Source organism: Porphyromonas sp. COT-290 OH3588, assembly GCF_000769075.1.
In the GTDB taxonomy this organism is placed as follows: domain Bacteria; phylum Bacteroidota; class Bacteroidia; order Bacteroidales; family Porphyromonadaceae; genus Porphyromonas.
This window is the reverse complement of record NZ_JRFC01000014.1, coordinates 723,887-735,367: the sequence shown is the minus strand read 5'-3', so window position 1 is coordinate 735,367 and position 11,481 is coordinate 723,887. Positions and strand designations below refer to the sequence as shown.

Genomic DNA, 11,481 nt, shown 5'->3' with positions numbered 1-11,481 from the left:
GCAGATCATCGACAGGTACCCGGATAGCCCCAAGGCACAAGCTCTACAACAGGCCATCACAGAAGGCCTGAGAAGTGCTGAGCAGGTCTAGCGAGTCTATCGGGAAGCCTTTATGCTAGAAAGCGTTTTGTGTGTCCTCATATACCTTAAACTTAAAAGGGTCTGCGCCAAAATCGAATTTTGACACAGACCCTTGCCTCCAGAGCCTAGGCTCCCACTTGTAGCCTATATATACGTTGCAGTAAAACAAAGAACACGGCAATGTGTCATAATGCACAAACTGCTGTGTCGCTTGCCTCATTCGGCTTGTATTTTACACATCCTTAAAGACCTAAAAGGGGCTGTGGCAAACAAATTTTGCCACAGCCCCGTGTCCTACTTTAGGCTAAACTGGTGTTGCGTTTAGCTATACAATGGTATTCTGCTCAAGTAGTGGATTAGCATCAAGCTCACTCTGTGGCAGTGCATGGAAGAAGCCGGGGGCATCGGTAGCAATATCTACCTTAACCGTATGATTCGTTCCCTCTACGTTGCGATTGATCATGAGCTTCCAGCGCTTCATGTCGAACCAGTTCGTCCCTTCCCCCCAAAGCTCAATGCGGCGTTGAAAGCGAATTTCTTCACGTAGAGCACTCTGCTCTGTAGGCGCCGCAAAGTTTGGATTTCTTTTCGCCACAAACTCGTTAAGTAGGGTGGCTGCCTTGGCGGTTTCACCAGTCTCATTCAGGGCTTCTATCTCCAGTAGGATTGGGTCCTGCACTCTGAGATAGACATAGTCCCCAGTCATGCCAGCGGGTGTACCTGAGTACTTAACTTGGTCGTAGTTTGCCAGTTTAGGACGCAGAGCCGTATATTTCTCGAAGATTTCCTTATTATCCTTATCGTGCAAGAACAGCTTGCGACGGCTATCTGTAGCAGGGATCTTCTGGTAGAGCTTATTGTGAATCGACTTGAAAGCTCCATCCTTCCCCGCATAGCCCAGCTGTAGAGGGTCCATATGAGAGGGATATGAGGCCCATAGGCTTGTATTCACACCCGTGATCTGGTGCCCCCATAGGATGTCAGCTGCCCCAATCTCCCAAGAGCGGCCGGGCTCGGAAACCATATCGGCAGCTCCCTCCTTGGCTACAGCAGCATATTTAGCGACATTGGGCCAATCCTCCATCTGAGCATAGACCTTGGCTAGGTAGGCAGCAGCTACAAACTTGTCAATATCTACTCTATCGCTAGGCGTCTTTGCTCCGTTGTCGGCAGCATAGGTTAGGTCTGCTATGATCTGCTTGTAGACCTCGGATACTTTGGCGCGTGGATATTTCTTCTCCGAGGGCTCAAGCTGTAGAGGCACCCCGAGAAGATCTTCGTGTCCCTTGTAAGTATGCTGATAGAAGTTTACTAAGTGGAAAAAAGAGATGCCTCTTATGGCAAGCGGTACAGACTTGAGAGCCTTGTAGTCTGGATCGTCTTTCTCCTCGCTGTAGTAGTCGTGTAGAATGATATTGGCATCTGAGATTGCCTTATAAAACATCTTCCAAGTCGAGTTCGTACGACGATATTGAGCCTGATTGTTGCCATGTTCGTAGTCGAAAATAAACCAGTTACGCTGCGTCATGAGCATATCCTCGCACATGATATCAGTAGCAAGGTGAAAAGCCTTGAGTCCAAAGTCGTCGTGGCGAGTTCTCTCGGAGCCACCAAAAACGTTGTATGTGGCCACAAGTGCAGCGCTGGAAAACTTCTCTAGGATTTTAGTGTCCTTAGTTTTCTTGTCTCTATCGCTTTTGGTGAGGTACTCTGTCGAATCTGTGGAGAGGAAGTCATTCGCACAAGAAGACAGCAGTAGTGCCCCCAAGGCTAGTGGCAATAATATCTTATTCATATTAGTCTTCAACCTAAATATTTATATTACTTCGTTTTATCCCCAATATGGGTGCTGCAAGTATTTCTTCAATGCACATCTACAGACCCACATTAAGACCAAGTGACAGCGTGCGGATGGCACTATTCACCGAGTAGCTCTGATCTCCCGAAATCATTAGACGGGGGTCAAATCCTTTGAGCTTGCTCCAGAGGGCTACGTTGTCTGCAGCGAAATAGACACGAGCAGACTTGAGGCGCACTTTCTCCAATGCAGACTTAGGTAGGTTGTACCCAAGCGATACACTTCTGAGTGAGAGGTACGAGCCATCTTGCAAGAATCTATCGGACGATACCCCTTGCAGCGTTACATCTAGACGAGGGATCTTACTATTGGTATTCTCTGGAGTCCAGCGATCACGGATATCCACATGCCAATTGGTACCAGCATCCCCAGAGGACATGAGAGAGGAGTAGGCCGAGTTGTAGACATATCCGCCTAGACGATATGCAAACTGGATGGAGAAGTCGAAGTCGTAGACACGTGTATTGGCGTAGAAACCACCAGTGAGCTTAGGGATCGCGGAGCCAGCAAACTTACGGCTCTTTAGGTCGCTTGTATAGCCTTTCTGGTTCTTCTGGACATACTTCTTGGTATCCTTGTCGTAGACGGTGTAGAGCGCATCCCCATTCTTGGGGTCTACGCCTGCGAAGGGCACGAGATAGTAGTCGTAGATGCTGCCGTTCTCCTTGATGATGCGGTTACCCTGTGTAATACCATTTTCCTTGAAGTCCTCGGGTAGGTCAAGCACTGTATTGACGTAGGTCGTACCATTGACACCAAGGGTAACACTAACCTTCTGACTGCGATAGACGTTAGAGTTTAGACTAAACTCCCAACCTGTATTAGTCATGCTACCCACATTGACTGGTTTGGTAGAGAAACCTGTGGTCGAGGGCGTAGGCAGATTGAAGAGCATATCAGAGGTCGTGCGGTTGAAGAAATCAATTTCCCCTGAGAGATAGCCATTGAATAGGGAAAACTCAAGCCCCACGTTTAGGTTGGCATTCTTTTCCCATGTAATATCCCTATTACCCTTGTAAACTCCCTTGAGCGAAGCACTATTGCCATCAGAGGTAAACTCGTAAAGATCTTCGTAGGGCGTGTAGGCACGTACAGGGGGATTCTTGCCTGGTAGGAAGAGGAAGTCGTTACCTTGGAGACCATAGCTAGCACGGAGCTTCAGGTTATTGATTGCTTTAACGCCTTTGAGGAAACTCTCCTCCTTGAGGCGCCACGAACCGCCGACAGACCAGAATGTCCCCCAACGCTTATCAGGAGCGAAGATAGAAGATCCGTCACGGCGTAGACTTGCAGATAGATAGTACTTGTCTGCGTAGTCGGCTGTTACCTGACCGAAGTAACCCTCTAGGCGGTACTTGCGATCCCAGCTAACGAGATCTCTAAATTTATTGGCAGACTTGAAGTGCATGGAGTTAGGGTCGATCAAGTCGGTTTTCTCTGCATGATCGAAGGTGAGCGTCTGCATAAAAGACTCGTGACCGAGGAGCACTTGTAGGCTAAGGTCGTCGAATTTCCTATTCCACGAGAGCACTTGGTTCCAGTTGAGCGACTCGTCACGCTCATGGTAGCGTCCTAGCAATCCGTTGTAGGTAAGGCCGTCGCCAACCTCTGGGTTGTAGTATGCAATTGTCTTATCCCAGATAGAGGAGTAGGTAGCCGTTGTATTGAATGCTAGATCCCATGGCAGATTGACGTCCGCTCTCATGTTTTGGATCAAGGCGGTCTTCTCCACAAGCGTTCTATTACGCTGCTGTTGCTCTACGATGTTTAAGGTAGAGTAGGCACGCTTCCCATTGATTCCAGCACGTACTTCACCACCATCGTACTCAGGCTTGCCATTCTTGTACATGATGCGTCCATCGGCATCGTGCTTGTAGACGGGATAGATGGGTGCGATCATACGAGTCCATGCGAAGGTGTTTGAGAAGTTGTTTTGCTCAGTCATCTGATTTTTCAGCTTCGTGTGAGAGAACTGTGTAGATGCTGCCATCTTGAGCCAAGGATAGAGCTGGGAGTCGTAGGAGATACGAGATGAGATACGCTCAAAGCCAGTACTTAGATTGAATCCTTCATCATTGAGGTAACCTGCTGAAAAGAAGATGTTGTTGTTGCTTACCCCTCTCGTGACACTTAGGTTATACTCTTGACGCATCTGAGGCTTGTAGAGGTGCTTAGCCCAATCGGAGAAGTCCGCTGCATCCTCATACTTAATTGCAGTATTAGATGTGAGCTTGCCATTGACGTCTACGACGGCATTGTCTGCCACACCCTTATAGATGTTGTAGCCGAGCTCTGAGATTAGATTCTCCGAAGCATAAGTCGCAGCTTTCTCAGGTGTCATTCCCTTAGTGCCTGAGTAGAGCTGCCCATTGCGCAGAGCTTCCCACATCAAGGTGTAGTACTCGCCTGGATTGGTGAGCACATCGTACTCTGGGACACCTCGCTGGTTAATCCCGACACGAGCATCGAATGTCACAGCAAGACGACCGTCCTTACCTGATTTAGTAGTGATCAAGATCACCCCGTTGGCTCCACGAGCTCCATAGAGAGCGGCGGAGGCGGCATCTTTGAGGATCGTTAGGCTCTCGATATCCTGAGAGTTAATCGCATTGAGGTCGCCTGTATAGGGAGCTCCGTCTAGGATAATCAGAGGTGCTGAGGAAGCATTGATCGAGCCGATACCACGGATACGTAGCGTCGTCGCTGCACCGGGCTGACCAGTGGAGGACGAAACCTGTAGGCCGGGTACCATACCTTCTAGAGCCTTAGATACGTCGGCTACCTGAGCTTTCTCTAGTTGTTTTTTGTCGATGGCCACTGCCGACCCCGTGAATGAACTCTTTTTGGCTGTACCGTAGGCCACAACCATCACAGCGTCGAGCTCTTTGGAGTCGGGGACCAAAACAATCTTCATGTCTGTCGCCCTGATTGGCACCTCTTGAGTGACGAAGCCAATGTAGGAAACGACCAGAGTCTGGGCACCGTCTGGTACTTTGAAAGTAAAACGACCATCTAGATTGGTCGCTCCACCAATCGTTGGGCTACCCTTGACCACCACAGAGGCTCCAATAACAGGCTGTCCGTCAGCCTTGGAAGTCACTACCCCCTTGACGGTACGCTGCTGAGCCAATAGCATTCCTATACTACAGAATAGGAACGCTAAGAATAAAAATCCCTTTTTCATACATTCAACTTGGTAAAAAACTGCATTCGAAAAAACACATAATGATGATACCATTAAGTAATATCTAGCCGAGCCCCTACATCTGTGACGTAAGACTAAACTAAGTTGAGTACCTTATGAGTACATCTATCTCGACGTACTGGGATCAAGTGCAGAGATCTGGCTGAGATCTAGAGCGAACTCGAAACGAAGATGATGGGCACGAAAAATGTCTGTGCTTGTAGCAAACGGAGAAATCTCCTTCAATATGTGTAATACGTTATGGCAAACTTAACGTATTTAATCTAATAAACCAAACTTTTTGACACGCTTTGGAAATCAAATATTGCTGTTTTGTGTTCTTTTTAATGATATTTAGGCAAATGCGATCGCATTGGAAATATCCTAATAAACCATACGCAGAAAAAGAAATTATCTGCAATAAGTCATCCTATATGGTATGTAAAATTATCAAGCTCGATTACTCCTCGGGCCTCCTCTGCTCATGTCTAGCAAGGTAATACCTCCTGTTGGGTAGGGTGCTATGGCTGAGGCTATTGTATTTCTTCTCTAGAATGTCGAGCTTTGCAGAAGCAAAGAAGTCGTATCACTCAAGTGCTTATTATCATTATGAGATATTATTTCAAATATGGGACGAGTGCCAAAGTCGTTACTGCTATTGGTGTCATCGCTTTTGTGTGCTTCCTCTATGGGATATTCACTATGCCCTATACGTTTCGTTGGCTCATCGTGCTCAATGCCGCTCTGGCACTGGTTTTCATCGTACCTATTTTGCTTAGCCCTGTCTACTACGAAGTAACCCCCGACGGCGTACAGCTACGTTTGGTGGCTTGCTCCATATTTTTCCCTGCTAGTCGATACGAAGTAGCTCCCGAGCCGCCAATCTGGGATCAATTGACGGTCTGGTGGCTAGGTACAGGTGGCTACTTTGGGTATTTGGGTTGGTTCGGACTCAAGGGTGGAGGCTCATGCTGGCTACTACTCACGGAACCCAAGAAGCAAGTCTTGGCTATTCGTGACAAGCAGTCCAAGCGAGTCATCTACATCAATCGGGCAAACTAGCCCTATATACTAAGTGTAATAAATACTGTGGGCGTACTAAGCTAAATTGCTAGTACGCCCACAGTATTTTATATTATTCAGTGATTAATCAGAGCTCTAGGTCGATGTCGAACTTCTCTTCCCAAGGCAATCCCTGTACCATCAGCTCGGCCATGAATGGATCTGGGTCGAACTCTTCGACGTTGTACACGCCGGGCTTGCGCCATAGTCCCTTCATAAACATCATAGCACCAATCGTAGCGGGCACACCAGTGGTGTAGCTCACGCCCTGTGCGCCTGTTTCCTGATAGGCTGCTTGGTGGCTACAGTTGTTCCATACGTAGTAGGTGCGCTCCTTGCCGTCCTTGATGCCACGGATGCGACAGCCGATAGAGGTCTCGCCCGTGTAGTTCTCTCCGAGCTCACCGGGGTTGGGCAGTACGGCTTTGAGGAACTGAATGGGCACAATCTCCATACCATTGTACATGATAGGATCGATACGAGTCATGCCGATATTCTGCATCACACGTAGGTGCGTCAAATATTCCTGTCCAAAAGTCATCCAGAAGCGTGCACGCTTGATCGTGGGGAAGTTCTTTACCAGCGACTCTAGCTCCTCGTGATAGAGTAGATAGCTCTCGCGGGCGCCGATGTTGGGGTAGGTGAGTGGCAGATGAATCTCTTGAGGCTCTGTTTCTACCCACTGGCCATTCTCCCAGTACTTACCCTTTTGAGTAATCTCACGAATGTTGATCTCGGGGTTGAAGTTGGTGGCGAAAGCCTTGTGGTGGTCGCCACCATTGCAGTCTACGATGTCGAGGTAGTGTATCTCGTCGAAGTGGTGCTTGGCTGCGTGAGCGGTGAAGACGCCCGTTACTCCGGGGTCGAAGCCACAGCCGAGGATAGCCGTCAGGCCAGCCTCACGAAACTTATCCTGATAAGCCCACTGCCAGCTGTACTCGAATTTAGCTTCGTCTAGAGGTTCGTAGTTGGCTGTATCGAGATAGTGTACACCTGCCTCTAGGCAAGCGTCCATGATATGGAGGTCTTGGTAGGGTAGGGCCACGTTGATACATAGGTCTGGCTTAAACTCCTTCATCAGAGCTACCAGCTCTGGCACATTGTCGGCATCTACTGCCGCCGTCTTGATCTTGACGTTGGTGATCTCAGAGGCGATCTTGTCGCATTTGCTCTTGGTGCGACTAGCGAGCATAATATCGGTGAAGATATCGCTATTCTGCGCTACCTTCTTGGCTACTACAGTGCCGACACCGCCGGCGCCGATAATGAGCACTCTTCCCATAGGCTTGTATATAATGCTTTAGTTGGTTAATATTCTTGTTCTAGCGTAGTCTATTGGACATACGGACGAGCGTTTCGTCTTTGAGCACGGCACGTACGGCCAGTAGTTGTAGTATGATGCTGATCATAGGCAGAGCTAGCCACGCCTTGATGCCTATCTCGGCAGAGGCGCTGTTGCTATAGCTCCAGACGACGAAAGCGATATAGAGGAGCAGGCCAATCATCAAGAGGACATTGAGCGTCCCTAGACGGATCTGGAAGGTGCGGCTCGTGCTGTCCTTATAGAGGAATATGCTGACCAAGGCTATCAGGGCGTTGAGTATGCCCAGCACACCTATTGGCCAAGCCGAGTAGTAGGTCTTCATGCCCGAGAGGTCGGTAATGCCCCATGCCCCGAGCAGATGTGTCTGGTCGGGGAGGGTAAATAGCGCCAACGGTTGGCTAACGAAGAGTGCCATCAAGATGACTACTGCCACGAGCCAAACCGTTTGTATTCTCTGCCACATAGCATTGGGGCTTTTACTTCTTGATGCGTCCAGCTACGTTGTGGTAGAGCTCGCCGTCCTCATACTCCTTGGCTGCGATGAGGGTGGGCTTGGGTAGACGCTCGTAGTAGCGAGACACCTCGGTCTGCTCACGGTTCTCCTGCACCTCTTGCAGTAAATCCTCGGAGATCGTGGCAAACTCTTGTAGCTTAGCCTCTAGCTCCTGCTTGATCTCCTGAGAGATTTGGTTGGCACGCTTGGCCACGATCATCACGGTCTCGTAGACGTTGCCAGTGTCCTCGCTCATACGTACCATATCACGGCTGATCGTATTGTGCGGGATGTTTGATTTCTTGTAGTCCATTATCCTTTTTATATTGTCTTATTCCTTGATCAATAGTTTGTTCATGCGCTCATAGATGCGCGTGGCAGCCTTGGCGTTCTTCCCCTCGGGGAACTCGTTGAGGTACGCATAGTAGTGGTCTATGGCCTCACGCACTCGCTCCTGCTGCTTGGCGAGCACGCTCTGCTCGGCCTCCTCGCCCTTGGCTTGTAGCACCAGATAGAGCAGCTCCTCACGGTGCTTGGTGTAGGGGAAGTCTTTGAGGGCATTGCGTGCCGTCACTACGGCGGACTGATAGTTGTTGCCGAGGTAGTTGCCTAGGTTGTAGTATAGCCGAGCGGCTAGTAGCTCCTTGTAGGCGAGCTTGTCTTGTAGCTCGAAGAGCATGCTCTGTACCTCTTCTTTGTACTTGCCCTCGGGGTAGAAGTCTAGGTAGCTTTGCAGCTCCTTGATCGCCCCATAGCTATCTGTCTGGTCGAGGCGTGCCTCGGGCGATGCCTTGAAGAGGCAGTAGCCAGACTTGTAGCGAGCCTCCTCTTCCATGGGGCTCTTGGGGTAGCTCGTGTAGTAGGTCTGGAAGTAGCGAGAGGCCTCGGCCTCCTGACCCATATTGAAGTAGCTATCTGCCATTAGGTACGTGCACTGAGGCCCCTCGGAGGTTCGGCTCAGTGAGGGGAGCACGTCCTCCAGCAAGGTCACTACACGAGAGTATTTCTTCTCGTTGTAGCTCTTTTTGGCATAGGAGTATCGCTCCGATACATCTAGCGACTTCTGTACACGATAGTATTCGCCACAGGAGCTCAGCAAGATGATTGCCCAGCAAATGCTCAATAATTTTCTCATACTCAAATAAACACTCCGAGCCTAATGTACTACTCAAAGTAGGGACAAAGGTAATATTTTCCGACCAATTAGTCCTTCAATGATTCTCTAGCTCTCTAAACAAAAACGTACGTAGGGCGTGTTTTGGGGTATATGATGATCAATATTACAGAGGCCCTGCTACACAAATATGATGTTCCCGTGCCTCGATACACCAGCTATCCGCCTGCGACGAGCTTCGCGCCCGACTTTGCCAGTGCAGACTACCTAGAGGCCGTAGAGGCGTCCAACACAGCTCAGCCACAGAACATATCCATATATATACATATCCCCTTTTGCCGACAGCGCTGTCACTTCTGTGGCTGCAATACGGTGCAGTATCCGCTAGAGGATAAGATCGCCGAATATGTACAGTGTGTGCTCTCGGAGATCCGAATGATAGCGCCACACATCAGCCCCGACCGATGTGTCACGCAGGTTAGCTGGGGTGGAGGGACGCCCAACTCTATTCGCTACGAATATATAGAGGCGATCATGTCTACCCTGCGGGAGGTCTTCACCTTCGCCGAGGACGCCGAGATCGCCATAGAGTGTAGCCCCGCCTACCTCGACTATCCGCATGTCGATGAGCTACGTCGCCTAGGCTTCAACCGCATTAGTCTGGGCATTCAAGACTTTCATCTAGATGTCCTCAAAGCGATCAACCGTTTGCCCTCTATGCACCCAGTGCAGGAGCTGCTCCCCTATATTAAGGCCTCGGGCTTCTCAGGCGTCAATATAGATTTGGTTTATGGATTGCCCCTACAAACCCTTGCTAGCTTTGGGGAGAATGTGGAGCAGATCATAGCGTTGCGCCCCGACCGACTGGCTACATTCTCCTACGCACACGTCCCTTGGTTCAATGCCAACCAAAAGCTACTCGAGCGCTACCCGCTACCCACAGGGGCAGACAAGATCGAGATGCTCACCCAAACGGTGCGCCAGATGACCGAGGCTGGCTACAACCTTATCGGTATGGATCACTTTGCCCTACCCGATGACGATCTCTCTCGAGCCCTCGAGGCGGGCGACCTGCATCGCAACTTCCAAGGCTATAATACGAGGCGCACAGCTGGGCAGGTCTATGCTTTCGGTGCTTCGGGGATTAGTCAGCTAGATGGTGCATACGCCCAAAACGTCAAGAGCTCTGTGCTCTATGTCGAGCTCGTTAAGTCTGGGCGCCTGCCCATAGAGCGAGGGTACAAGCTGACCGATAACGAGCGTATGATCCGTGAGGCGATCAACGAGATCATGTGCAATGGGCGCCTAGACTTTGCCGAGCTTGCCGAGCGCTATGGCCTAGGTTTGGAGGATTTCTACCGCATCACACAGTTCGACTCGGGTAAGCTTTCGGCGCAAATGGCTGATGGTTTGCTGACACTCTCGCCTAAGGCGATCGAGGTCAATCCTCTTGGTATGTTGGTGGTTCGCCCTATTGCAGCGGCATTTGACCCTGCCTACACACCAGCCTCGGGGCAATACTCTCGGACGCTCTAGGGCAAACGGAGGTTTCTCTAGGAGGGCGGTGCTGCATCGTGCTCAGATTGTGGAGTCGCTAGAGGCTCGCCGATCTATGCACCATGCTGCACCCCTTTTTTTCGTGTCTACGAATCGGCGTAGCCTGACCCTAGGGTTCGTTTACATGCTTTAACTCCCAATTTATATTTTAGGCCACACTGCTTAGTTTTGATGGGGTAGCATGTATAAGTCGTGGATAACTTGTCCAGACCTCGTATTTGGCCTCTAGCAGGCTCTAGATTGCGTTCGGCCTTATTGAGGCAATTCCCCCTTGCCTGAATGAAAATATCAGCTAAAAACGCACCTTTTATAATATGCTAATATCCAGCTTGATAAAATCATTTTAGGGGCGGTTTTCTGTGCTAGTACCATATTTCTCCTCATTTCTTCCCATCAATTCTTTGAGATCGGTGGACACACCGCAGCGGATTAGCCCATCAATCCGCATCAATCTGCCCATCAATCATCTGTAGCCACCGCATAGATCTTTATAAACTCTTGACTTGTTTTGCTAAATATCTTGCTAAATATTTAACACTCCTTAACTAAAAAGTAGACGAACGGACGTATAAGTTTGCCCATTCTCGACTCTACTTGTGGTACCGCTACACGGCAGGGATATGTGCAGGTAAGTATGATGAGCAAGAGAGCTATAGGGAGATGATGTACTGCGTTGCTGATACTGGGGACGGCTGCTGGGCAAGGCCCAAAGTTGCCTATCGGTATGTGTGGTATGTTTTTTAGCATTTCTTTTTGTTTAGACGACTTATTTTCTTACCTTGCGAAGCGTTTTCGGGGTTCTCGTTCC

General features: G+C 49.6%; 9 protein-coding genes. 2 read left to right on the top strand and 7 right to left on the bottom strand.

Going from position 1 to position 11,481, the window contains the following annotated elements; genetic code table 11:
• Positions 1 to 406 precede the first annotated feature (406 nt).
• Together HQ48_RS04910 and HQ48_RS04905 are read right to left on the bottom strand one after the other, a co-directional pair.
• Complete coding sequence (locus tag HQ48_RS04910; RefSeq protein ID WP_052408966.1) at positions 407 to 1,876, bottom strand: RagB/SusD family nutrient uptake outer membrane protein; 1,470 nt, start codon at positions 1,874 to 1,876, stop codon at positions 407 to 409.
• A gap of 79 nt (positions 1,877 to 1,955) precedes the next feature.
• On the bottom strand, positions 1,956 to 5,123 hold the full coding sequence (locus tag HQ48_RS04905; protein WP_044231937.1) for a TonB-dependent receptor: 3,168 nt from the start codon (positions 5,121 to 5,123) through the stop codon (positions 1,956 to 1,958).
• A gap of 609 nt (positions 5,124 to 5,732) precedes the next feature.
• Here HQ48_RS04905 and HQ48_RS04900 point away from each other — a divergent pair.
• Complete coding sequence (locus HQ48_RS04900) at positions 5,733 to 6,185, top strand: hypothetical protein (protein ID WP_044231935.1); 453 nt, start codon at positions 5,733 to 5,735, stop codon at positions 6,183 to 6,185.
• A gap of 88 nt (positions 6,186 to 6,273) precedes the next feature.
• On the opposite strand, the gene HQ48_RS04895 is transcribed toward HQ48_RS04900, so the two are convergent.
• The 4 genes from HQ48_RS04895 to HQ48_RS04880 are packed head-to-tail and all read right to left on the bottom strand — an operon-like array spanning position 6,274 to position 9,137.
• Positions 6,274 to 7,467 (bottom strand): saccharopine dehydrogenase family protein, encoded by a 1,194-nt coding sequence (locus HQ48_RS04895; protein ID WP_044188349.1) that lies wholly within the window; start codon positions 7,465 to 7,467, stop codon positions 6,274 to 6,276.
• Between the two features lie 40 nt (positions 7,468 to 7,507).
• Positions 7,508 to 7,972 carry a DUF4293 domain-containing protein gene (locus HQ48_RS04890; RefSeq protein WP_044231933.1) on the bottom strand — a complete coding sequence of 155 codons (465 nt, stop codon included), beginning with the start codon at positions 7,970 to 7,972 and terminating at the stop codon, positions 7,508 to 7,510.
• A gap of 13 nt (positions 7,973 to 7,985) precedes the next feature.
• Complete coding sequence (locus HQ48_RS04885; RefSeq protein ID WP_044188345.1) at positions 7,986 to 8,315, bottom strand: DNA-directed RNA polymerase subunit omega; 330 nt, start codon at positions 8,313 to 8,315, stop codon at positions 7,986 to 7,988.
• 18 nt (positions 8,316 to 8,333) lie between these two features.
• Positions 8,334 to 9,137, bottom strand: a complete 804-nt coding sequence (locus HQ48_RS04880) for an outer membrane protein assembly factor BamD (RefSeq protein WP_044231931.1) — start codon at positions 9,135 to 9,137, stop codon at positions 8,334 to 8,336.
• Between the two features lie 132 nt (positions 9,138 to 9,269).
• On the opposite strand from HQ48_RS04880, the gene hemN reads away from it, so the two are divergent.
• Positions 9,270 to 10,652, top strand: coding sequence for an oxygen-independent coproporphyrinogen III oxidase (gene hemN / locus HQ48_RS04875; protein WP_235300194.1), 1,383 nt, complete (start codon positions 9,270 to 9,272; stop codon positions 10,650 to 10,652).
• Between the two features lie 552 nt (positions 10,653 to 11,204).
• Here hemN and HQ48_RS09295 read toward each other — a convergent pair.
• A complete protein-coding gene (locus tag HQ48_RS09295) occupies positions 11,205 to 11,420 on the bottom strand; it encodes a hypothetical protein (protein ID WP_152568311.1) in 216 nt (71 codons plus the stop codon).
• Positions 11,421 to 11,481: the final 61 nt, after the last annotated feature.

What these genes read in the sequence shown, in the direction of transcription:
- HQ48_RS09295 (WP_152568311.1), bottom strand. Translation starts at nt 11,420, where the DNA reads ATGCTAAAAAACATACCACACATACCGATAGGCAACTTTGGGCCTTGC.
- HQ48_RS04910 (WP_052408966.1), bottom strand. Translation starts at nt 1,876, where the DNA reads ATGAATAAGATATTATTGCCACTAGCCTTGGGGGCACTACTGCTGTCT.
- HQ48_RS04890 (WP_044231933.1), bottom strand. Translation starts at nt 7,972, where the DNA reads ATGTGGCAGAGAATACAAACGGTTTGGCTCGTGGCAGTAGTCATCTTG.
- HQ48_RS04900 (WP_044231935.1), top strand. Translation starts at nt 5,733, where the DNA reads ATGAGATATTATTTCAAATATGGGACGAGTGCCAAAGTCGTTACTGCT.
- hemN (WP_235300194.1), top strand. Translation starts at nt 9,270, where the DNA reads ATGATGATCAATATTACAGAGGCCCTGCTACACAAATATGATGTTCCC.
- HQ48_RS04905 (WP_044231937.1), bottom strand. Translation starts at nt 5,123, where the DNA reads ATGAAAAAGGGATTTTTATTCTTAGCGTTCCTATTCTGTAGTATAGGA.
- HQ48_RS04895 (WP_044188349.1), bottom strand. Translation starts at nt 7,467, where the DNA reads ATGGGAAGAGTGCTCATTATCGGCGCCGGCGGTGTCGGCACTGTAGTA.
- HQ48_RS04885 (WP_044188345.1), bottom strand. Translation starts at nt 8,315, where the DNA reads ATGGACTACAAGAAATCAAACATCCCGCACAATACGATCAGCCGTGAT.
- HQ48_RS04880 (WP_044231931.1), bottom strand. Translation starts at nt 9,137, where the DNA reads ATGAGAAAATTATTGAGCATTTGCTGGGCAATCATCTTGCTGAGCTCC.